This window comes from Nocardia sp. NPDC049190, assembly GCF_040648115.1.
Classification (GTDB): Bacteria; Actinomycetota; Actinomycetes; order Mycobacteriales; family Mycobacteriaceae; genus Nocardia.
Window position 1 is genome coordinate 1 of record NZ_JBEZDE010000001.1, and the last position, 22,775, is coordinate 22,775.

At 67.4% G+C, this 22,775-nt stretch carries 20 protein-coding genes; 12 read left to right on the forward strand and 8 right to left on the reverse strand.

The features are described from left to right. The first annotated feature begins 174 nt into the window (after nt 1-174). The 5 genes from AB0B25_RS00005 to AB0B25_RS00025 all read left to right on the forward strand — a co-directional run bounded on the left by AB0B25_RS00005 (nt 175) and on the right by AB0B25_RS00025 (nt 4,085). Complete coding sequence (locus AB0B25_RS00005) at nt 175-2,448, forward strand: transglycosylase domain-containing protein (protein WP_357172290.1); 2,274 nt, start codon at nt 175-177, stop codon at nt 2,446-2,448. A gap of 177 nt (nt 2,449-2,625) precedes the next feature. After that, nucleotides 2,626-3,084, forward strand: a complete 459-nt coding sequence (locus tag AB0B25_RS00010; protein ID WP_357172293.1) for an effector binding domain-containing protein — start codon at nt 2,626-2,628, stop codon at nt 3,082-3,084. Nucleotides 3,085-3,093: 9 nt separating this feature from the next. Beyond that, the gene (locus tag AB0B25_RS00015) at nt 3,094-3,519 is read left to right on the forward strand and encodes a GyrI-like domain-containing protein (protein ID WP_357172295.1); all 426 of its coding nucleotides are present in this window, start codon (nt 3,094-3,096) and stop codon (nt 3,517-3,519) included. A gap of 42 nt (nt 3,520-3,561) precedes the next feature. Beyond that, nucleotides 3,562-3,819, forward strand: a complete 258-nt coding sequence (locus tag AB0B25_RS00020) for a type II toxin-antitoxin system Phd/YefM family antitoxin (protein WP_357172298.1) — start codon at nt 3,562-3,564, stop codon at nt 3,817-3,819. After that, nucleotides 3,816-4,085: a type II toxin-antitoxin system RelE/ParE family toxin gene (locus AB0B25_RS00025; protein ID WP_357172301.1), complete on the forward strand. Its 270-nt coding sequence runs from the start codon at nt 3,816-3,818 to the stop codon at nt 4,083-4,085. Before AB0B25_RS00020 ends, AB0B25_RS00025 begins: the two co-directional genes overlap by 4 nt. Nucleotides 4,086-4,150: 65 nt before the next feature. Here the strand turns inward: AB0B25_RS00025 and AB0B25_RS00030 are convergent, their stop codons facing one another. Beyond that, nucleotides 4,151-5,251, reverse strand: a complete 1,101-nt coding sequence (locus AB0B25_RS00030; protein WP_357172304.1) for an inositol-3-phosphate synthase — start codon at nt 5,249-5,251, stop codon at nt 4,151-4,153. Beyond that, a complete protein-coding gene (locus AB0B25_RS00035) occupies nt 5,244-5,801 on the reverse strand; it encodes a PadR family transcriptional regulator (protein ID WP_357069216.1) in 558 nt (185 codons plus the stop codon). Before AB0B25_RS00035 ends, AB0B25_RS00030 begins: the two co-directional genes overlap by 8 nt. Nucleotides 5,802-6,334: 533 nt before the next feature. On the opposite strand from AB0B25_RS00035, the gene AB0B25_RS00040 reads away from it, so the two are divergent. From AB0B25_RS00040 to AB0B25_RS00050, 3 genes are all read left to right on the forward strand, one after another. Further along, nucleotides 6,335-6,754: a DUF5318 domain-containing protein gene (locus AB0B25_RS00040; protein ID WP_357173212.1), complete on the forward strand. Its 420-nt coding sequence runs from the start codon at nt 6,335-6,337 to the stop codon at nt 6,752-6,754. A 397-nt stretch (nt 6,755-7,151) separates the two neighbouring features. Continuing rightward, nucleotides 7,152-9,623 (forward strand): transglycosylase domain-containing protein, encoded by a 2,472-nt coding sequence (locus AB0B25_RS00045; protein ID WP_357172307.1) that lies wholly within the window; start codon nt 7,152-7,154, stop codon nt 9,621-9,623. A gap of 122 nt (nt 9,624-9,745) precedes the next feature. Further along, a complete protein-coding gene (locus tag AB0B25_RS00050; protein WP_357173214.1) occupies nt 9,746-11,368 on the forward strand; it encodes a glycosyltransferase 87 family protein in 1,623 nt (540 codons plus the stop codon). Nucleotides 11,369-11,372: 4 nt separating this feature from the next. Here AB0B25_RS00050 and AB0B25_RS00055 read toward each other — a convergent pair whose 3' ends face one another. Continuing rightward, nucleotides 11,373-12,965: a TerD family protein gene (locus AB0B25_RS00055; protein ID WP_357172309.1), complete on the reverse strand. Its 1,593-nt coding sequence runs from the start codon at nt 12,963-12,965 to the stop codon at nt 11,373-11,375. 33 nt (nt 12,966-12,998) lie between these two features. Next, nucleotides 12,999-14,381, reverse strand: a complete 1,383-nt coding sequence (locus AB0B25_RS00060; protein WP_357172312.1) for a TerD family protein — start codon at nt 14,379-14,381, stop codon at nt 12,999-13,001. 183 nt (nt 14,382-14,564) lie between these two features. Between AB0B25_RS00060 and AB0B25_RS00065 the strand changes: the two genes are divergently transcribed. The 3 genes from AB0B25_RS00065 to AB0B25_RS00075 all read left to right on the forward strand — a co-directional run bounded on the left by AB0B25_RS00065 (nt 14,565) and on the right by AB0B25_RS00075 (nt 16,737). After that, nucleotides 14,565-15,188: an AIM24 family protein gene (locus AB0B25_RS00065; RefSeq protein WP_357172314.1), complete on the forward strand. Its 624-nt coding sequence runs from the start codon at nt 14,565-14,567 to the stop codon at nt 15,186-15,188. Nucleotides 15,189-15,196: 8 nt separating this feature from the next. Beyond that, complete coding sequence (locus AB0B25_RS00070) at nt 15,197-15,892, forward strand: AIM24 family protein (protein WP_357172317.1); 696 nt, start codon at nt 15,197-15,199, stop codon at nt 15,890-15,892. 80 nt (nt 15,893-15,972) lie between these two features. Further along, nucleotides 15,973-16,737: an AIM24 family protein gene (locus tag AB0B25_RS00075; protein WP_357172320.1), complete on the forward strand. Its 765-nt coding sequence runs from the start codon at nt 15,973-15,975 to the stop codon at nt 16,735-16,737. A 55-nt stretch (nt 16,738-16,792) separates the two neighbouring features. Here the strand turns inward: AB0B25_RS00075 and AB0B25_RS00080 are convergent, their stop codons facing one another. Beyond that, nucleotides 16,793-17,590, reverse strand: coding sequence for an MBL fold metallo-hydrolase (locus AB0B25_RS00080; protein ID WP_357172323.1), 798 nt, complete (start codon nt 17,588-17,590; stop codon nt 16,793-16,795). A gap of 49 nt (nt 17,591-17,639) precedes the next feature. On the opposite strand from AB0B25_RS00080, the gene AB0B25_RS00085 reads away from it, so the two are divergent. Further along, nucleotides 17,640-18,041, forward strand: coding sequence for a MerR family transcriptional regulator (locus tag AB0B25_RS00085; RefSeq protein WP_357172326.1), 402 nt, complete (start codon nt 17,640-17,642; stop codon nt 18,039-18,041). A gap of 52 nt (nt 18,042-18,093) precedes the next feature. Here the strand turns inward: AB0B25_RS00085 and AB0B25_RS00090 are convergent, their stop codons facing one another. Genes AB0B25_RS00090 through AB0B25_RS00100 form a run of 3 tightly spaced genes read right to left on the reverse strand, consistent with a single transcriptional unit; the run spans nt 18,094 to nt 22,771 of the window. Continuing rightward, a complete protein-coding gene (locus tag AB0B25_RS00090; protein WP_357173217.1) occupies nt 18,094-18,882 on the reverse strand; it encodes an HAD family hydrolase in 789 nt (262 codons plus the stop codon). 56 nt (nt 18,883-18,938) lie between these two features. Continuing rightward, complete coding sequence (locus AB0B25_RS00095) at nt 18,939-21,560, reverse strand: phosphoribosyltransferase (protein WP_357172329.1); 2,622 nt, start codon at nt 21,558-21,560, stop codon at nt 18,939-18,941. Beyond that, nucleotides 21,557-22,771, reverse strand: coding sequence for an HpcH/HpaI aldolase/citrate lyase family protein (locus tag AB0B25_RS00100; protein WP_357172332.1), 1,215 nt, complete (start codon nt 22,769-22,771; stop codon nt 21,557-21,559). Before AB0B25_RS00100 ends, AB0B25_RS00095 begins: the two co-directional genes overlap by 4 nt. Between the last annotated feature and the right edge of the window lie 4 nt (nt 22,772-22,775).

A 22,775-nucleotide genomic window follows, 5' to 3' on the forward strand; every position in this document is an offset into this window, starting at 1 on the left:
ACACGCAGCGCCGCAGGCGCTGCCAAACCAACACAACCGCGAACACGCAGCGCCGCAGGCGCTGCCAAACCAACACAACCGCGAACACGCAGCGCCGCAGGCGCTGCCAAACCAACACAACCGCGAACACGCAGCGCGGCAGGCGCTGCCCAATCAGCACAACTCCGGGAGGAGATGATCGTGAGCTCGTTCCGCACACCGCGCGAGCGTAAACGCGGTACCAGGAGCACTCGTACCGCGCCGACGTACGCCTCGATCGCGGGTTGGAACGAGCGGCCGCCGACGGATCCGCACACGCGAGCCTTACGCGAGCAGCGGGCAGCCGGCCGGAAAAAGCGATCGTCCGTGTCGCGGCCGACGCACGATCCGGATAGTGCGCCGCGCGGCAGGGGCCAACGCTTCCGGCGCCTGCTCCTCGCGCTGTTCATTCTTTTCGGCGTGGTGCCCGCGCTGCTGTCCGTCCTCGCGTATTGGAGCGCGGAGATCCCGGACGCGACGGCGGTGAAGACCAATCAGATCGCCACGATCCTGGCCGCTGACGGCAGCACCGTGATCGCGAAGGTCGTTCCGCCGGATGGCAATCGGACTCCGGTTCCGCTGTCGGAGGTGCCTCAGCCGGTGCGCGATGCGGTGCTCTCCGCCGAGGATCGCGACTTCTACACCAATCCCGGTTATTCGTCCTCCGGCTTTCTGCGTGCGGTGCGCGACAATGTGCTGGGGCGCGACGACGCGGGCGGCGGCTCCACGATCACCCAGCAGTATGTGAAGAATGCCTTCCTCGGCTCCGAGCGCACGGTGACACGCAAGATGCGCGAGCTGATCATCGCGGCGAAGATGGCACGGCAGTGGAACAAGGACGACATTCTGGCCGCCTATCTCAACAGCATCTATTACGGTCGCGGCTCCTATGGGATCGCCGCGGCGGCAAGGGCTTATTTCGACAAGCCGGTGAACCGATTGACACTCGCCGATGGCGCGGTGCTCGCCGCGCTGATCAGGACGCCGTCGATCTTGGACCCGGAAACTCATCTGGCGGATCTGAAGGCGCGCTGGGCGTATGTGCTCAACGGCATGGTCGACATGGGAGTGCTCGCGCCGGGGGATCGCGACGCCACGATGTTTCCGTCGATCCTGCCGATCGGCGAGATCCCCGACGACAACGTGGCCCGCGGTCCGGAGGGTCTGATCCGCAATCAGGTGGTGCGCGAGCTGCGCGCGGCCGGTATCAGCGAGCGTGCGCTGAACACCGGCGCGTTGCAGATCACCAGCACCATCGACTCGCGCACGCAGCAGGCGGTGCTCGGCGCGGTGCACGACCGGCTGTCGACCCAGCCGCAGGAGCTGCGCGCCTCGGTGGTCTCGATCGACCCGCGCTCGGGCGCGGTTCGCGCGTATTTCGGCGGCTACGACGGCCTCGGTTACGACTTCGCCCAGGCGCCCCTGCAGACCGGGTCGGCATTCAAGATCTTCGCGGTGATCGCCGCACAGCAGCAGGGCATTCCGTTGAGCCGCGTGCTCGACAGCTCCCCGGTGACCGACCGCGAGGTCAGGATCACCAACGTGGATGACGAGTCGTGCGGCAAATGCACCATGGCCGAGGCGCTGAAGCGCTCGTTGAACACGAGCTTCTATCGACTGACCATGTCGATGTCCAAGGGACCCGAGGCGATCGCGGACGCGGCGCACGCGGCGGGCATCCCGGAGGAGATCCCCGGCGTCGCGGGAAAGACCTTGTCCGAGGACGGCGGAAAGCCGTTGAACGGCATCGTCCTCGGCCAGTACCTGGTCCGGCCCATCGATATGGTGTCGGCCTATGCCACGGTGGGCGCGTCCGGCGTCTACCACCAGCCGTATTTCGTGCAGCGGGTGGTGACCGCCGAGGGCCGGGTGTTGCTGGACCGTGGCAACCCCGGCGAGCAGGTCGGCAAGCAGCTGCCGCCGGGCCGCCAGCGCATCCCCCGAACGATCGCGGAGAAGACGACCCAGGCGATGATCCCGATCGCGGCCTACTCCAATGGGCACGCGCTGGCAGGCAACCGGCCCTCGGCGGCCAAGACCGGCACCACGCAGCTCGGCGAGTCCGACCTGAACAAGGACGCGTGGATGATCGGTTTCACCCCCTCGCTGTCCACGGCGGTGTGGATCGGCACCGAACGGTCGCGGCCGATCCGCACCGCGCGCGGCGGCAACATCTACGGCTCCGGGTTGCCCGCCGACATCTGGAAGCAGGTAATGGACGACGCGCTCGATGGCACTCCCGTCGAGCAGTTCCCCGGCGCGCCGGGCCAGGGTCACATGCTGCAGAGCAAGCCTTCCGGCGGCAACTACGACATTCTCGATCCGCCACCGAGTCCCGCTCGGGAACCCGACATCACCGTCCCGCCGACCACACAGCCGCCCAGACAAGTGGAAATTTTTCCCGGACTGAGCATTCCCGTGCCGGGATAGCGATGATGCTGTGACCTTCCCCGGCCCGGGGGAACGGATGACATGGCAGCATCGTTTGCCAGAGTGAGAGCGAACCAGCGAGTGTGTCGGAGCTGGGCCGACGCCGGTACCGCGAGAACGATGCGGAAGGATATGCGCTCGAGCGACGACGGAAGACTAGACATAGGGGCTACGCCGGTGGATTTCAATGTCGTTGACCAACCCGAGACGCTGGTGGCGGGAACAGTGCTTCGCAGCCCCGCGCTCGCGGTCGAGGGGCCGCGGCGCGCGAAAGCCGAAGAGGCGTGGAAGCGCAATCTGGCTCGCGAGCTGCCCGGACCGCCGACCTCGGCGTACGTCGACCATGCGCCGGAGATCAATTCGTACCTGACCCATATCGTCGGCTATCGCTGCCACAGTCTGGCCGATCTGTTGCCCGGCGACGTGCTCGCCCGGGTGCCGGCCGGCCGGTTCGCCCGGTTCGTCGCCAGCGGCGACGATGTCGGCGACACCGTCGTGGGTATCTGGCGGGCGGTCTGGGATGCCGAGGCCGCGGGCCGGCTCGTGCGCGCCTATACCGGCGATTGGGAGCATTATCCGGACGCCCGCACGGTGGAAGTCTTCGTGGCACTGGCAGACGATCAGGTCGACGGGTAGGAACAGACTGTGGATTTCGAGATCGTCACATTGGACCAGAGCATGGTCGCGGGACTCACCGTTCCGCTCGCCGGCCGCGAGGTGACCGCGCGTGACCTCGACCTGGTGAACTTCACCTGGGACCGATATCTGGCACGGGAGAAGAACGTGCCGAGGGTGGCGGCCTACATCGGCCAGAACGACCATGCCGTCGCGGTGCTCGGCTACGAGGTGGCGACCATGGCGGCAATGGACGCGGGCGATGTGCTCACCATCATCCCCCGGGGCCGCTACGCCAAGTTCGTCGTCGCGGACAAACCCTATGACCTGTTGCGCACCGCATGGGCCCAGGTCTCGAAGGCGGAAAGCGCGGGAACCATCACCCGCTCGCACACCGCCGAACTCGAGCGCTACACGGGGCCGGCCTCGGTAGAGGTGTACGTCTCGCTGGACTGAAGCGCCGACTGCAGTGTACACGGATGCGTGTACACTGCAGTTGTGTCAGAGATCAGTATCCGTGAGTTGCGTGCCAACCTCGCCGCCCACATCCGCGAAGCCGAATCCGGTGAGCAAGTGATCATCTTGCGAGACGGTGCGCCGGCCGCGGCGTTGGTGCCGTTGTCGGTGGTGGAAGCGTTCGACGCAGCCGAGGACGAAATGCTCGCGCGCGAAGCCAGGGCCAGGCTCACAGCCCATGAGCCGACATTCACCATGGCCGAGGTGCTGGCCGATCTGTTCGAGAACGACCCGCGGTGAAATACCGCTTCCATTTCTTGGACTCCGCGCGCCGCGAACTAAAGGCGATCGAGCGCCAGGACGCAATGCGCATTCTCACCGCGCTCACGGCGCTCGGCGACGACCCCTATGCTCCCGGCCTGGACGTGAAGAAGTTGTCCGGCCACGACGACCTGTACCGCCTCCGGGTCGGCAGGTATCGGGTCGCCTACCGAGTGGACAATGGCGTGCTGGTAATCCTCGTGGTGAAGGTCGGGTGGCGCAAGGACATCTATCGCGGCCTATAGTCGCTCGCCGCGTCGGCCGAAGGCGTTTCGCCGTCGGCCGACGCGTTGTCACGTAGTGCGGTGAATTACTCCGCGCCGATGATGAACGCCTCGAGCTGGGCGCGCGCGATGTCGTCGGCCAGCTGCTGCGGCGGGGACTTCATCAGATAGGCCGACGCCGGGATGACCGGGCCGCCGATGCCACGATCCTTGGCGATCTTGGCGGCGCGCACCGCATCGATGATGATGCCCGCCGAGTTCGGCGAGTCCCATACCTCGAGCTTGTACTCCAGGTTCAGCGGCACGTCGCCGAACGCGCGGCCCTCCAGCCGTACGTAGGCCCACTTGCGGTCATCCAGCCAGCCCACATGGTCGGACGGGCCGATGTGCACATCGTTGGCGCCGAGTTCCTTCTTCAAGTTGCTCGTGACCGCCTGCGTCTTGGAGATTTTCTTCGACTCCAGGCGCTCGCGCTCGAGCATGTTCTTGAAGTCCATATTGCCGCCGACATTGAGCTGCATGGTGCGGTCGAGTTGCACGCCGCGGTCTTCGAACAACTTGGCCATGACACGGTGGGTGATGGTCGCACCGACCTGGCTCTTGATGTCGTCACCGACGATCGGGACACCGGCGTCGGTGAACTTCTGCGCCCAGACCGGGTCGGAGGCGATGAACACCGGCAGCGCGTTGACGAAGGCGACTCCGGCGTCGATGGCGCACTGAGCGTAGAACTTGTCGGCTTCCTCCGAGCCGACCGGCAGGTAGGACACCAGCACGTCGACCTTGTTGTCCTTCAGGACCCGCACCACGTCGACGGGATCGGCCTCGGACAGCTCGATGGTCTCGGCGTAGTACTTGCCGATGCCGTCCAGGGTCGGGCCGCGCTGCACGACGACGTTGCTCGGCGGCACGTCGGAGATCTTGATCGTGTTGTTCTCACTGGCGAAGATCGCCTCGGCCAGGTCGAAGCCGACCTTCTTCGCGTCCACGTCGAACGCGGCGACGAACTTGACGTCGCGCACGTGGTATCGCCCGAACTTCACGTGCATCAGACCGGGAACGGTCGAGGTCTCGTCCGCGTCCTTGTAGTACTGCACGCCCTGGACCAGCGAAGAGGCGCAGTTGCCCACACCTACGATGGCGACGCGAACTTCCGTGGCGTGGTCAGCCTTATTGACGTCACTCATGGCCGATATTTCCCTCTTTCTGTGGTGCCGCCTTCGTCGATTGCTCCGCCGCAATCAACTCGTTGAGCCAGCGCACTTCGCGCTCGCTTGATTCGAGTCCGAGTTGATGGAGCTGCCGGGTGTAGCGATCCAAAGACCCGCTGGCCTTCTTGATCGCGTCCCGGAGCCCCTCTCGGCGCTCCTCGACCTGGCGCCGCCTACCTTCCAGAATCCGCATCCGCGCTTCCGCGGGGGTGCGGCTGAAGAAAGCGAGGTGAACGCCGAAGCCGTCGTCGGTGTAGTTCTGTGGTCCGGTGTCGGCGAGCAGTTCGCTGAACCGTTCCCGCCCGACCGGAGTCAGTTGATAAACCCGGCGCGCGCGGCGGGTGGCCGCGCCTGCCGGGATCTCCTCGGCGATCAGCCCGTCCGCCTGCATGCGGCGCAGCGTCGGGTACAGCGAGCCGTAGGAGAAGGCCCGAAATGCGCCGAGCAGGCCGGTCAGCCGCTTGCGCAGCTCGTAACCATGCATGGGCGATTCGAGGAGCAGCCCGAGGATTGCCAACTCGAGCACCGGGCTTCACCTCCTGACTGGATACGGATTCCACCGATGGATACGACTTCTCACTATATCGGAGCGATACATCCGCGCACAGCCCACGACCGACCTGTGGACTGCCCGCGGGGCAACCGGTCACCGGGCCGGCGGCGCGGGCTTCGCACGTCGATGCGCGCGAGTGTGACAAGAGTAACGCCCGGCAGATCTGCCGTGTCGCAACGCTTTTCGCATCATCGGCGGCGAACGCTCGCGCGACGGCCAGGATTAGCGCGGCGGCGGTGCGCCGGCACAGTTCGGCGATCATGTTTAAGTGCTGTTCGTTCGGGGTATTCATGGGGCCGAACTGCCCTCGTCGAGGCCGACGTCCAGGGGGCTCGACACTACGGCGGGGCCGAGGCGACATGGTCGCGTCCGCCCGTACTACAACGATGGAAACAGACGGATCCCAGTCCGAGTTGCGGTGGATGCCCTGGTTCCAGCCCGGATCGGGACCCGCCAATCCGCCCAGCGCGGGGCGGGGCGATCTCGACACCGCTACTCTGGTTCTCGTGCGAATCCAGCGGCAAGTGGTCGACTACGCCCTCCGGCGTCGGTCGCTGCTGGCTGACGTCTATGCGGGCCGTGTCGATGTCGCCGAGGTGTGTGATGCGAATACCTACCTCCTGCGGGCAGCGAAATTCCATGGCCGGGGGAGCGAGGTCACATGCCCGATCTGCCGGAAAGAACAGCTGACGCTCGTATCGTGGGTCTACGGCGACGGCCTCGGACCGGTAGCCGGATCGGCTCGCACGCCCGAGGAACTCGTCCGCCTCGCCGAAACCCGCGAAGAGTTCTCGGTCCATGTCGTCGAGGTGTGCCGGAGCTGCAGCTGGAATCATCTGGTGCAGTCCTACGTGCTCGGCACCACGCCCGCACCGCCGCGCCGGCGCACGGGGACACGCGCGAACCGGCGCACCGCCGCCGAATGAAGTGCCTGGTCATCTACCCTTCGGGTGACTCGCGGAGCGAGTATGTGTCCGATTCGACGCATCCGACCGTTAGCCACCTGCACCGTTACGAGTTATGGAGATCTTGTCCGTGAATTCGCCCTACGAGACTTCCCCCTACGGCGATGAACCGCATGGCGGCCGTACTCAACGGAGTTCACAACCAGGTCCCGATCCGTATCGAAATCCCCGTCCCGGGCCACCGCCCGGCGCTCGTCCAGGGCCACCACCCGGTCCGCGTCCCGGCGGCCCGTTCCCCGGTGACCCGCGCGGAGCGCAACCGCCGCGCCGCCAAGGGCCTCCGCAGCAGGGCCGTCCGCCGCAGCCGAATCGAGGCGCGCCGAACGGCGGTGCGCCCCGACCGCAGGCGACCCAGAAGATGCAGCGCCCCGGCTCGTTGACCGAGGCGGTGGCCGAGCGAAACCGGCGCGGACCGGCCACCGGGCCCCGTCCGACCACCGACCCGCGCCCCGGCGCGGACCGAACGGCTCGTCGCGCGGCGGGCAACGGCCCCGCCACCGGTGAGCGCAGACAGACCGCCGGCGGCCCGCCGTCCGGCCCGCCCACGCGCCGGGGAGGCGGGAGCGGCGACGGACCCGGCGGGCCGAGCAGGCGACGGCCGGCGCAAAAAGGGAAATCGCCGTGGCGCATCGTCCGGCGCACCATCTATGTCTTCCTCGCGCTGGCCATCCTGGTGCCGAGTGGCGTATTCCTGGCCGCGTACACCACGGTCGCGGTCCCTCAGCCGGGTGACCTCAAGACGAACCAGGTCGCGACCATCCTCGCGACCGACGGCGACACGGTGATCAGCAAAGTCGTTCCGCCCGATGGCAACCGGACCGATGTCACCATCGAGCAGGTCCCGCCGCATGTGCGCAACGCGGTGATCGCGGCCGAGGACCGGGACTTCTACACCAATCCCGGCTTCTCGATCTCCGGTTTCGCCCGCGCCGCCAGGGACAATGTCCTCGGCAAGGAGAGCGCCGGCGGTGGCTCGACGATCACCCAGCAGTATGTGAAGAACGCGATGGTCGGTAACGAGCACTCGCTCTCCCGCAAGATGCACGAGCTGGTCATCGCCGCCAAGATGGCGCGGCAGTGGAGCAAGGACGATATCCTCGCCGCCTACCTGAACACCATCTACTTCGGACGCGGCGCCTACGGTATCGATGCCGCCGCCAAGGCCTACTTCGGCAAGCCGGTGCAAGAGTTGACCCTCGCCGAGGGCGCGATGCTCGCCGCCACCATCCAGCAGCCGTCCGGCCTGGATCCGGAGACGAATCCGGTAGGTGCGAAGACCCGGTGGGGCTACGTGCTCGACGGCATGGTCGACGGCGGCAACCTGTCCGCGGCCGAGCGGCAAGGCGTGCAGTTCCCCCAGGTTGTGCCGGGCAACTCGACCAAGGACAAGGGCCTGGACTCCGGGCCGGAGGGCCTGATCAAGACGCAGGTGCTCAAGGAACTGGCCGCCGCGGGCATCAGCGAGCAGCAACTGAACACCGCCGGTCTGCAGATCACCACCACGATCGACCCGAAAGCCCAGAAGGCGGCCGTGGACGCCGCGACCAAAACGATGGAGGGCGAGCCGGATACGCTGCGCAGCGCCGTCGTCTCGGTGGATCCGCGCACCGGCGCCGTGCGCGCCTACTACGGCGGCAACGACGGCCAAGGCTACGACTTCGCCAACGCAGGTCTGCAGCCCGGTTCCTCGTTCAAGGTCTTCGGCCTCGCCGAGAACCTGGAACTCGGCATCCCGCTGTCCCAGATGTACGACAGCTCGCCGATCACCGTGAACGGCATCAAGATCACCAACGTCGAAGGCGAACAGTGCGGTATGTGCACCATCGCCGAGGCGCTGAAGCGGTCGCTGAACACCAGCTTCTACCGTATGCAGCTGGACATGCAGAACGGCCCGCAGAAGATCGCCGCCATGGCGCACAAGCTCGGGATTCCGGACACCATCCCGGGCGTGGGCAAGACGCTCACCGAGCCGGACGGCTCCGGCCCGAACAACGGCATCGTGCTCGGCCAGTACCAGGCGCGGGTGCTCGACATGGCCTCCGCCTACGCGACCCTCGCGGCCTCCGGCATGTACCACGCGCCGCACTTCGTGACGAAGGTGGTGACCGCCGACGGCCAAGTTCTGATGGACCGCGGCGAGGTGGCGGGCGAACAGCGCGTGTCGGCCGCGGTGGCCGACAACGTCACCGCCGCGATGAAGCCGATCGCGGCCTCGTCACGCAACCACGGCCTGTCCGGCGGTCGCGAGTCCGCGGCCAAGACCGGTACCGCGCAGCTCGGCGAAACCGGCGAGAACAAGGACGCCTGGATGGTCGGGTACACCCCGTCGCTGTCGACCGCGGTGTGGGTGGGCAGCATCGACAACTCGCCGCTGCGTAATTACGGCGGCGGCATGATCTACGGCTCGGGTCTGCCATCGGACATCTGGAAGGCCACGATGGACGGTGCGCTGCAGGGCACCTCCAACCAGACCTTCCCGAAACCGGCGCCGATCAAGGGCCAGGCCGGTGTTCCCGAATGGACGGCGCCTTATACCCCGCCGTCCACCGTCGAGTCGCCATTCGTACCCCCGGTCGTGATCGCGCCGACCCAGGTGGAGATTCTCCCCGGTATCACCATCCCGGTCCCGGGCGTGCAGCCCAACCCGCAGCAACAGCGCCCGCAGCAACAACAGCAACGCGAACAGCAGGAGGGAGGGCCACTCCCTGGTCAGCCGGTCGCACCGGCCGACGGCTCGTCCCCCTCGGCCACCGGGTCACCGCGGCCGGGCAGTAGCGGAAACGGCAACGGCGAGGGGACGAACGGAGCCCCACCGACCCGCGGCCGGTAGCCTCGGGAGCCGTGACCGACCAGCAACTGGTGGAGCAGCGAGCGAACGAGACAGCGTCACGGTCCGCCAGAGCGGGGACCGGCGGGACGTATTACGTCGCGCCGGCCCCGCTCGGGCCGGATCTGCGTTCCGCGGACGCGCGCGACCGGCCGAGCCGCAACGATTCGCTGACCGCGCAGCTGTCCACGGTCATCGGCGGGCCGGTCGGTGATCATGCGCTGATCGGGCGGGTGCGGTTCTGGACGCCGATGCGGGTGCTGATGGCGTTCGCGGTGGTTTTCCTCGCGCTCGGCTGGTTCAGCAAGGCCGGCTGCATCCAGCAGACCACCGGCTCGGACGGCGGCCTGACCCTCGATTGGAACAACGGCCGCCAGTACGTGGCCATGTGCTACTCCGACACCGTCCCGCTTTACGGCGCGGAACGGCTGAACGAGGGCGCATTCCCGTACAAGAAACAGTGGACCGAGTCATCCCCGGACGGTGGCACGCAGACGCGGTACATGGAATACCCGGTGCTCTCCGGTCTGTACCAATACGTGTCCATGCGGATCGCCAAAAGCTGGGACATTTCACCACTGCCCGGTGCGCTGCAGGTGGTTGTCTATTTCAATGTCGTCGCGTTCGGCCTCGCGATGGCGTGGCTGGTCACCGTCTGGGCCTCCGCCCTATTGGCCGGTCGCCGGGTCTGGGACGCGGCGCTGGTCGCTTGCTCGCCGCTGGTGATCGTGCACGCGTTCACCAATTTCGACGCCCTGGCAACAGCTTTCGCCGCGACCGGCCTGCTCGCCTGGGCCAGGCGCAAGCCCGTGCTCGCCGGACTGCTGCTCGGTCTGGGCGGCGCGGCCAAGCTGTATCCGCTGCTGCTGCTCGGTCCCATCATCGTGCTGTGTCTCCGCGCCGACCCGATGCAGCGCACCCCGCGCAACCACCTCGGCCTGCGGATGCGCGACATCGACAGCTGGTCCACCTTTGTGGCGTGGGTACGCGAGACCCCCTATCGCGTCGAATTCCTCAGTGCCCGCCCACTCGGCGCCGCGACTGTGACGGCGTCCGCGGCGCTGGCCACCTGGGTGGCGGTGAACCTGCCGATCGCTGTGCTGTACCCGAACGGCTGGCAAGAGTTCTTCCGGCTCAACACCACCCGGCACGCCGATCCGGACTCGATCTACAACGTGATCTCGTCGTTCACCGGCTGGCCGGGTTTCGACGGCGCGATCGGCTATGCGCAGCAGCCCGCCATCCTGAACGCGGTTTCGCTGCTGGCGTTCGTCGCGGCGTGCGCGTTGATCGGCTATATCGGCCTCACCGCGCCGCAGCGACCGCGACTGGCGCAACTGTGCTTCCTGGTGATCGCGGCGTTCCTGCTGACGAACAAAGTGTGGAGTCCGCAGTATTCGCTCTGGCTCGTCCCGATTGCCGTCCTCGCGCTGCCGCACCGACGCATCCTGCTGGCCTGGATGACCGTCGATGCCCTGGTCTGGGTGCCGCGTATGTTCTACTACCTCGGCCTGGACCGCAAGGGCGTGCCCGAGCAGTGGTTCACCGGCACCGTCGCGCTGCGTGACCTTGCGGTGGTGGCCCTGTGCGCCGTGATCGTCCGCCAGATCTATCGTCCGGATGAGGATTTGGTGCGTCGCGACTACGTCGACGACCCGGTCGGCGGCATCGTCGACCGCATGTCGGATCCGCTGCTCCCGTGGCTGCCCGAGCCGCTGCGACCGCGGGTGGCGCCGCCGCGCGGCTGAGGTCTCATCGGGTGCGCATGAAGCGTGCCTGCCGCTCGGGCTCCTGCGGCAGCAGGTCCAGATCCAGCTGCCACGCGCTTCCGGTCCACGGATCGAACAGCGTTGTCCCCCCGTCGGTGGGCAGATGCCGGCACGACTGCGATAGCGTCGCCACCGTCGTATCGGCAGAGTCGGATTCGTTGGTCCCGACAATCACCGTGGACAGTCCGATCACATCGCCGCGCATGATCAGCGCACCGATCCGCTGTGCGTCCGCGGTCTGGTAGCCATGCGGAAAATCCGCGGCCAGCAGCACCCGATGCTCGGTCGGCGCCGGGAAAGCGCCACTCGTGTGCGCCAGTTCGGCGAGTTCGGCGGCATCGACCATAGCCTGCAATCGCGCCGAGATATCGGCGTGGTCGGTGATCAGCGGTCCGTTCAGCACCGGCGCGAGCAGACCGGTGAACCCGCTGAACGCGCCGGTCAGGTCGATGATGTCGACCAACGCCTGGCGCTGCGGCGCCGCGGCGAGCAGCCGCGCGAGCAACGCGCCGACCACGGGCGCGACCGCGCGGGTCGATTCCGTATCGATCCACAGCGGCCGATTCAGCGGCACCGGAACACAATACGGAATCCGCAGCGGTCCCCGGTCGATCGCGTAGAGCTCGCCGAGTCGGATGCCGTCGCTCGACACGGCCGGCTTGTCCCAGGCAGGCGAGTCCCAGGAGGCCAGCGCGGGCGGAAGCGCCTGGTCGGCGTCAGCGAGTTCACGCATCAGCTGCTCGGTGTCCTGCTGATGACGGTGCTCGGCGGTGGCGATCAGCTCGTCATTGCGCTGCTGCGCGACCCGGCGGGCTTCCTCGGCTGCCGGAGTATTCCTGGTCGCGGGGTCGGAAACGGCCAGTGACAGTTCGTGATCCAGCCGCTCGGCCGCATACTCGCGGGCGGAGACCAGCGCGGCGGCCGAGCGCGCGGCATCCTCGAAGACCATCCAGAGCCGTTCCACCCCGTGGCCGACCTCCAGTGGAGCACCGGCGACGGTGGACGCCTCGCCGGACACCGGGCCGGTCATGGCAGGTACGCCCTGGCCGGACCGTGCGGCGGGCCGCGGCGGCGGATCGGACTGCGCCGGCTCGTCGTCGACATCGACGCCGTGCGCCGCGAGCAGCACGGCGAGTCCGCCCACGTAACCCTGACCAACGGCGCGCAGCTTCCAACCGGCGCCGCGCCGGTACACCTCCAGACAGATCAGCGCCGTCTCTCCCGCCGTGGGGGTGGCCGCGAATTCGGCTGTCACAGTGTCGCCTTCGGACAGCGTCGCGGTCACCGGTCCGAGTCCCGCCCCGCCCGGGAAAGCGATCGGGTCGGCGCTCACCACCAGCAGCACCGCCTTGGCGTCGGCGCGCACCTCGGCGAGGGTGATCGTGACCTCGTCGGCGGCCAGAACGACCCCCGCCGTGGCGAACTGGTTGTAGAAGACGACATCCTCGCTGGAGAACACCGTCAGGTTCTCGGCGACCACCAGCGCGCAGACATCGAGAGCAGCCTCGGCTTTCGCGCCGAATCGAACGACATCACCGGTCAGCGGAATGTTCTGACCGGCCTTCAGCTGAATCACAGTGCCTACCCTGCTGTCCGCACCGCCCCCCGGTCAACCGTTCACTAGGAACCGGCCGAGGTGCGGCACCGCCTCACCGGGATGCTTGGCCGGGAAGCCCTCGCCGAGCGCCTGCAGCTTCCAGTCATTGCCCACCCGGAACAATTTGGCCATCGCCATCGCGGTGAACGGCATCCCGCCCGCCAACGTGTACCTGGCCAATTCGCTGTTGTTGACACCGTCGACCAAGCGGCAGAACGCATTCTGCACTTGCTCGAAGGTGTGGCCCTTGTAGGAGGTCACGATGAACACCAGCGTGGTCACGTGCGCCGGGATACGCGTCAGGTCGACCAGGATCACCTCGTCGTCACCCTCGCCCTCTCCGGTCAGGTTGTCGCCCTGGTGCCGGATCGAGCCATCCTTGGAGATCAGCTGGCCGTAGTAGGCGACATCGACCGGGTTCGTATCAGCGAACAGAATGACCGACGCGTCCAGGTCGATGTCGACCGTGCGGTTGCCGAACATGCCTCGGCTGCGCACCGGGTCCCAGCCGAGACCCATCTTGACGAAGGTCAGCGCGGTGCCCTCCTTGCGGAGGGTGACCCGCTGGCCTTTGGTCAGACTGACCGGACGATCCTTGCTCAAGCTGACCTCGGCAGGCGGCTGCTGCACGGGTTGTGCGGGCGGCGGGTAACCCGCTCCTGGGCCGGACGGCGGCGGGTAGCCCGGACCGCCCTGCGGCGGCGGGTAGCCGGGGCCGGGTGGCGGCGGGTAGCTCGGCGCCTGCGGCGGTGGCGGTTGGGCCGGGGTGGTCGGCGGCGAGAAGTTCGGCGCCTGCGGCGGTGGCGGTTGGGCCGGGGTGGTCGGCGGCGAGAAGTTCGGCGCCTGCGGCGGTGGCGGCGCCTGCGCAGGCTGCGCCGACTGGGCGGGCGCGTCGTCGACGGTCACGCCGTGGTCGGTGACCAGCGCGGCGAACCCACCCGCGTAACCCTGCCCGACCGCGCGCACCTTCCACGCGCCTTGGCGCCGGTACAGCTCGAGCGCGATCACGATCGACTCCGAGTTCAACCCGTCGATCTGGTACTCGTACAACCGATTACCGCTCGAGTCCGACACAATCGCGGTGGGAGCGGGGAAACGGCCGAAGTTGCTGGTCGCATCGTCCAGCGTGATCACCGCGCGGACCTGATCGATATCAGCGGGCACCGCGTTCAGCGACACCGCAAGCGACGCCGGCTGTCCGGCGGGTGCGGGTTGCAAGTTGACACCCGGGCCGGTCGGCTGGTTGAAGAAGACGAAGTCCGCGTCGGAACGGACCTTGCCCCGCTCGGTGACCAGCAGCGCGGACAGATCCGCGGGCGCCGTCAACTGGACGGAGATCACCACGTCGTTCGTAGCCAGCGGACCGTTCTGGCCCTTGGCGAGTGTTGCGGACAAGTTCGCCCCTTCGCTTGTCGGTGCGGTCGCCTGACACTCTACGAGAAACGCGCGCGCCGCCGCTCGTAGTAAACAGCCGCGATCGCCCGATACCCGCCGAAGCATCGGTTAAGGTGACGGCACGCAGCTGGAATATGGCGATCACCCCCATGTTCCCTATCGAGACAGCAGGCAAACACCCGCATGGCGCAACTGTTCGAACAATCGAGCAAGGTGATCGAGGCGCACCTTGCCGGGACCAGCCTCCGCGCGATCTCCGGTTCGATGATCGCCTACGAAGGAAACGTGCAGTTCAAGGCGGCCGGATTCGGTGGCGGCGACGGTGTGCTCGCGGGCCTCAAGCAGCGGGCCACCGGCGAGAAGCTGTCACTGATGGAGTGTTCCGGCCACGGCAGGGTCTTCTTCGCGGTCAACGCCCAGCACGTCACCGTGGTCGGCCTGAACAACGAGACGCTCCAGGTGGAATCGCAACAACTGCTGGCCTTCGCCGGGAACCTGCGCACCGATGTGCGCTTCGCCGGCCTGCGCGGCGCCTCCAGCGGACAGGGCCTGTTCACCACGACCGTTTCCGGGCAGGGCCAGGTCGCGCTGCTCTCGGCGGGCGGACCGCTCATCCATCTGGAGGTGTCGCCGCAGTACCCGTTGGTGGTCGACCCGGACGCGTTCGTGGCCGCGCGCGGCAATCTCACCCAGTCGTTCGTCACCGATGTCTCCTGGCGGACCGCCATCGGCCAAGGTGCGGGCGAGGCGTTCTCGCTGCGCTGGGACGGTCAGGGTGTGGTGTCGATCCAGCCGGCGGAACGATAGGGCGAGCGATGTTCGACAAGGTCAATGGCAAAGTCGTCAAGATCAACGTCGGGACGGCGGGTGGCGTGGTCGCCCGCAGCGGCGCGATGCTGTTCTACACCGGCGATGTTTCCTTTGCCCCACACCAGATTCCGGGCGCCCAAGCAATGGGCGGCATGGGCGGGCTACTGCGGATGGCCGGGCGCGCGATGGCCGGCGAGCACGAGCGCACCATGCTGGCCCAGGGCAACGGCGAGGTGCACTACGGGTTCGCGGGCTTGGACGTGCATGTTGTGCCGGTACAGCCGGGCGCGACGCTGCGCGTCGAGGCGTCACGACTGCTGGCCAATACCGCGGGGTTGCAGAGTTCGGTTGTCTCGGTGCTGAGTTCGGGCAGCGGAGGCGGCGGCGGACTGATGGGTGCGCTGCGCGGCGCCGCGGGTGGCGCACTGACCGGTCAGGGCATGTTCACCACACAGCTGTCCGGGCAGGGCGCCGTGGCGCTGCTCGCGCACGGTGGTTTCCTCGAATTACCGGTGGGCGGCCCGAATCCGATCGTGGTCGACCCGCAGGCCTTCGTCGCCGCGTACGGCGCGGTGCAGACCGAGCTGAAGACGGCGCTGAGCTGGCGCGACGCGGTCGGCCGCGGTTCCGGCGAGGCGATGCAGTTGCATTGCGTCGGGCAGGGCGTCGTCTACGTACAAGCATCCGAAGAGAAGTTGTGAACCATGCGTGAGCCAAGCGGGCCAGTCAGCGAGACGACGCGCCGGACCGGGACGGCGCCGAGCGCTGTCGAGGCAAAGTCATGAGCCAGATCCTCAATCCCATGAATCTCGGTGACAGCGACAATATTCCGGGGAACAACTACGCCTATTGCATCGACCTGAACAAGCCGTGGTTCATGCGCAAGGGCGCGATGATCGCCTACTACGGCGACATGCGGTTCCAGTTGCTCACCCACGGACTGCAGGGCGGTCTGCTGAACATGGTGTCGCAGCAGTTCTCCGCGCCGCTGTTCACCAGCGACTACGTCGTCGCGGAAGGACACGGCAAACTGATCATCGGCGACCGCGGTTACGACATCAACTCCTATGACCTCGAGGACAACGGCAACCTGACGATCCGGGCCGCGAACCTGCTGGCCTTCGAGCCCGGGTTATCGCTGAACCAATCGATCGTGCCCGGATTCCTCACTCTCATCGGCACCGGCAAATTCCTCGCCTCGTCCAACGGGCCGGTGATCTTCGCCGAGCCGCCGCTGCGGGTGGACCCGGAATCGCTGGTCGGCTGGGCGGATTGCCCCGCCCCCAGCCACCACTACGACCAGCGATGGGTCTCCGGTTTCCTCGCCGCCGGTGCGGCGCGCTTCGGCGTGAACTCCGGCGAGGAGCGCCAATTCGACTTCACCGGCGCGGGCACCGTGCTGATCCAGTCCAGTGAGAAGGTGCTCAGCGACTCGATGTTGGTGCGCACCATCGAGGGGCAGATCCACAGCGGCATCACCGTCAGCGGCCTGCAACGACTGCAAGGGGTGATCGCCCAGCAGTTGGGTGGTCACCAGCAGTACTGATTCCGCCGAACCCGCTGGCCGCACCCCTCGCCGGGAAACGAATGCGGCCCCGGATTCATCCGGCGCGCCGGAATTCCCACGGATCGTGCGCACTGATCAAGGTGACCTCCTGGCCATGATCGCGATGGAGTTCACGCAGCCGCGCCTGGGTGCCCAGCCGTAGGTCGTGGTGTACTTCGGAGGTGGTCTGCACGATGTCGAGAACCGGGTGCGGCTGCGGAGCCGGATCGAGCTCGCGATGGTAGTAGTAGGCGTCGCCACAGTGCAGCAGCCAACGCTCCCCCTCGCGGAGGGCAACGCCGATGTGGCCCGCGGTGTGCCCACCCAAGGGAATCAGCTGGAAGTCGGCCGGCAGGCCGTTCGGTTGAATCGCGCTGAAGCCGAACCACTTTCCGGTCTCCCCCGACGGATAGGTCACCCACTGCGGGTCGTGTGCCCAGTGCGCGGGGCGGTAGCGGAAACTCGGGGATTCGGCCAGCGCGGCCTCGAGTTCGGCGGCGAGCACGTGGACCCGCGCCTGCGGGAAGTCGGGAAGCCCTCCGCAGTGATCGACGTCGAGGTGGGTGAGGATGATGTGCCGCACGTCGCCCGGGTCGTAGCCCAGCCGCTGCACCTGCCGGATCGCGGTCTCGTCCTCGGACAGGACCGGCTGCGCCATCGCGACCCAGTCCGCACCGAGGGTTCCCGCCGGGTCGCGGACATCGTCGAGCCCGATGCCGGTCTCGACCAGGACCAACCCGTCGGATTCGGTCTCGACCAATAGGCAGTGATTGACGACGTGCGCGGGCGGCGGTCCGTCGTAGGTGGCCTCGATCTGCCGTACCGATCCGCAATTGAGGTGCTGGATTGTCATACGAGCTAGTCTGTGACTTGAAGTGCGGTTCAAGTCAAGGAGAGGCGAGATGACCGGCGTCCTGCTCGATATCGCCGAGGTGGCCGACCATGCCGACCTCGCGCCGTCCGCTCTGCGTTTCTACGAAAAGCGCGGACTCATCACCTCGACCGGCCGCAACGGCCTGCGCCGTACCTACCGGCCCGACGTTCTCGACCGCCTCGCCCTCATTGCCTGCGCTCGCGGGGCGGGCTTCACCCTGGCCGAGATCGCCCGGTTCTTGCGCGCCTCGCCGACCGACGCCGAACTGCGCGCACGCATGGCGGAGAAGGCGCGGCAGTTGGATGACGACATCGACCGCCTGATCCGTATGCGCGACAGCCTCCGTCACGCGTCCACCTGCACCCACGATCCGCTGGTCGAATGCCCCGGTTTCAAAACCACCTTCGGTCGGTCCGCCGCCCCGGTGTGATCGTGGCCACCGCGAACAGACCGCGGTACGAACCCGGATATGCCGATGCCGACTACCCGGACGCCGCCGGCGCTCCCTTGATGAACCAGTTGATGATCTCCTCGCCCGCGAGAATTCCGCTGGTGCGGGTGACGGTGAGGTTGGGGTGGGTCCAGTTGAGTTTTTCCAGTTCGCCGTGGCGCGGGCGGATGGCGAAATCCGCGGCGCGCAACATCTCGGCGTCGAGGGCGCCATCGCCTGCGGCGAGCGTCTCTGCCTCGCCCACGAGTTCGCCGGATTCCCACAGTCGGCGGCGCACCTCGGCGACCGCGCGACTCTTGCAGACGGCCACCGGCATCGTATAGATTTTGCGGCCCTGCTGGGACGCGGACCAGCCACGTCGGCGGCACCAGGCGTCCCATTCGTCGAGGAAACCCTCGGGGACGGCCTTGGGCTTCACCACCAGGTAGCAGAACAGATGGTCGGCGACACGGAACTTGGTCACCCACGAATCATCAATGCGCGCACGGAGTTCCGCGCTCACCTCGGAGAGCGTGGCGCCCCTCGCCCGAACCTCGGCATCCACATCGATCCGCCAACGCATATCCGGAACGCCGTCGACAAGGATATTGCCGCCGTTGCTGGTGATCGCGTAACGCCAAGGCGCACCGGGCAACCGAATGCGCCCGAATTGTTTGATGGTGCGGGTGGTCGTGGGAACGACGGCGGCCGGTTCGGTCAGCGACGCCATCCGCAGCGCCGCCACGGTGGTCATGTACGACAGCGGCGCTCCCTCCAGATGTTCCACACAGACCATCGGCACCTCATCGGCGGCACTGAAGGCGTTACGCGAGTAGATCATCGTCCGGTCCAGGTCGGTCGCGATCAGTGCCCGTCGTAACGGTCTTCGGGCCAGGCTCACTGCTGTACGTCCTTGATCAATCCCATGCACGAATAGGCCAGGTCGGCGACGACCTCCACTGGAACCCCTCGGGCGGCGGCGAGCATCCTGATGTGGGCGTGCTCCGGCGCGTCCGCCTCGCGGACCAGCACTCGCCACGGTACCCGCCGCAGCAGCACCCTGGTGGTCTCACCGACACCTGGTTTCACAAAGTTCACGCTCGCGATGCCATACCGTGCGCGCACCCGCTCCACCGAGGCCCACCCGGCCCAGGTCGGCGTCCGGTCACTCGCACGGACCGCGGCGACCTCGGCGTCGACCCGGTCCCGGATCGCGTCGAAACCCCCGCTCACGGCGTCGAGCATCGGTCCGGACACGTCGTCACCGGCCAGCTCGCGATAGAACTTCGCGCCGTGGAATTCGCGCGGACCGATCAGCGTGTCGTTCAGCACCGTGCGCGAAATCAAGCCGGAAACGGTCGAATTCAAGCAGGCAGAGGGGATCAGGAAGTCGTCACGGGTGCCGTAGGTGCGTACACAATGTCCCGGATCGGCCAGCACCGCGAGTTCGCCGTCGAACCGCGCGCCACCGGCCCGGTGATAGGCGTCGAGCGCATCGGCCAACTCACGGGTGATCGCGCCCTTGCCGGTCCATCCGTCGACGAACACGACCGAAGCCGGATCGTGGTGCTCGGCCAAATAATCCAGCGCGACCGCGTCGATGCCTCGATCCCGCACGATCGACACCGCGTAGTGCGGCACGTCCAGACCCGGACGCCGCGACCGCAGCCAGCGGCGCATCAGGATGCCGATCGGCGTGCCCGCCCGCGCCAGCGACACCAGCACGATGTCCTCGCCGCGTTCGGCGACGACGAGTTCCGACACGGTCGCCACCGCGAGCGCGAGGCGCTCGGCACCCGCCGCGAGTACCGCGTCGAACAGCCTCCGATAGGACGCGTCCGGCTGATACTCGATCGGCAGCGACTCCGCGTAATGCGCTTTCCCCGCCTGAATCTTCCGTTCCCGTTCGGCCACGTCGGCCTCGAGGTCGACATCGGACAGATCCTTCAGCAACCAAGAGACCTCGGAGGCGGCGTAGGACCCGAACCCCGGACCGAACAGCGGAGCGGGTAACGCGCCCACCCCCGGCGTACTCGTCACATTCGGCTCCTGCTCTGTTCCCGACGACCCGGCCCGCTGCGCGTGCAGCCGCCGCGGGTCGGCTTCCCGCAGCACCGCGAGCAGCACGTCGGCGCCGGAGGCGGTCAACACGTCGACCAGCCCACCTTCGGTCACCAACTCCGCAGTGTCGGCAGGCGAATCGACGACGACGACCAGCACCGGATCGACCGCCGGACGGCTTTCCACGACGTCATCCAGCCCGCTCGGCGCGGTCGGCGCCATCGCCGCGGCGACCTCGGCGCCTCCGCGTGTGGGAGCCGGACCGGCCGCCAGTACTCCCCCCGCGAATGACTCCGCGGAGTCGTGCGACCAGAGCGCGTTGTACAGGTAGCGCGGCGCGGTGTCGTCGGGCTCTGGCGCGACAAACCGGAATCCACGCCGCAAGGGATATCCCGGCTCGTCCAACACGTACGCCGGAGACCGCGTGGTGGTCTGGAATCGCGTCGGTGTGCCCGATTGCGCGAGTTCCGCCGCCATCCGCAGCGGAAGGTACATCAACTCCTCGTGCCCGAGCACGATGGCGGGCCGACCCCCGAAATCGGCGTTCAGCCGCGCACTCAGCGCCTCGGTCGCGTTCAGCAGCGCTGCGTCGAACGCGGCGGTGTCGGAGGCGAGTATCCCGTGCCGGCCCCCCTCCGGTACCGACGCGGGCCAGGGTAGTTCCACCCGTGCGAAACAACCGCGCAGCACGGCGACGGGGTTCAGCCGAGGCTCGGGAAGGGCGCCGACTGCCTCGACCAGTCCGTCGGGCAGCGTGGCCCGGCCGGAGGCGAGACAGACCGTGTCGATGCGTGCGCCGAGTTCGGCTGCGGCCGAGTCGAATGCGGCACGGTCCGCGGCGGTACGCAGGTCGACCAGCGAGGCGAGCACGTACTGCGCGCGTGGCGAGAAGGCATGCAGCGCGCGTACCGCGTCGATCGCGGTCGCCCCGGTGGAAATTTCGTCGTCGACCAGCACGAGTGGCAGATCGTTGACGAAGATGTCCGCCGGTGTCGGCTGCAACAGATGCGAGGTCGCGTGCGAATGCCCCTCCTCGAACCCGGCAAGGGTCTCGACGTGCGGCACCTCGCGACGAGTCGAATGGAGGTAGCAGTTCGCGCCGATCCGGGCTGCCACGCAATGCCCCAGTCCCGTCGCGGTCTCGGCGAACCCGAGTACCACGGCTTCGCGACCAGCGAGCGCCTCGAGCACGAGATCGCCGAGCCGGTCGCCGGCGCCGAGCACCACTCGCGGGTCCGTGGGGAGATGCTTGCCGAGCACCGTCGACACCAGCAGGTGCGCACGACGCGGATTGTTGTGCCGAATCCCCGGCTGCACGAGCGTCGAGATCGACAGTTCGGCCGATTGCAGTCGATCCGCCACACCCGCGCCCGCCTTGTCACGATGTAGCTCCACACCGAGAGTTCGGGTAGCCCAAGGGATTTTGTTGTGCCCGAGCTCGGCCGTCGAATAGCTCATACCGTGACCAACGCGGTCAACAGATCCACGAAAGACACGCCTTTGTTGGCCACGCCGAACACCCGCGCGCGCAGTAGTGTCTGCATCGCCCAGCTGCGGTGCGGTCGCATCTCGTTCATCTTGTTCCCGTAACCCGAGGCCGCGACGCCGCCGACGTCGGCACGCAGGATATCCAGCGCGTCCGAGTACTCCTCGTGGGACACCACCGACAACGCGTGCACGGCGGCCACGTGTGACGGGTGGATCACCGTCTTGCCCTGGATGCCGTTCGCGCGGTCCAGCGTGATCTCACGGAGCAGTCCGTCCAGGTCCCGGCTGACCAGGTACTGGCGGAAGGGCACCGCGTCCGACTCCGCGAACGGTGCGGTACGCAGCAGCGGGCGGAACATGCGCTCGTGGTCGGCGAAGTACTCCCACACCGGCCCGGTGATGACGAAACCGGAACCGTCCGCGCGCCCCAGATAGTTGACGATGTCGGCGATGACGTCGGCGACCACCCGCACGTCGTAGATCGTCAGGTCGCGGTCGCGCCGGATACCGAACGTCGAACACATATCGGTCGCGCCGACCCGCACCGCCAGCACCCGCTCCCGATGCACGGCGAGCAGCGCCGCGATCTGGGTGAGTTCGTCGTCACGGGTCTCCCGATGCACCAGGCTCGGCGATTCCAGCACCGGCATCCCGTACAACGGCCGGTCCAATCGCTGCGCGGCCACGTTCAGGGCATTGAAATATCTCGGCCCCGACACGCTGTCGAACTTCGGAAACACGAACCCGGTCAGTACCTCGGCGCCCGGACCGAGCTGTTCGACGATCTCGGTGATGGTGTCCGCGTCGCGCACCCGCACGAACAGCAGCGGATTGGCGTCCTGGCTCGCCGCGAGCAGATCGAGCGCCGTGACCGTCTGCCGTTTGGCGAACTCCACTTCGTGATCGGCGACCGCGTCCTCGAGATCGATCACCATCGAGCACACGCCGCGCTCGGCGCGTTTGCCGATCGTCAGCGCGAGGTCCGGCCTGGTCGCGGGCGCGTACAGCGTCGCGCCGAGCCCGACCGCCAGCAACTCCCGGTCGGTGTGGTCGTCACCGAACGGTTCGGGCTGCCGGTGGAATAGACGCCTCGCCTCCGGGCCGTGCAACTGGCGGAAGTGGCGCAGCGGCATTCGCTTCCGCAGGGAAACCTCCTGCTGGACGGCGACGCCAGCGGTCATCCTT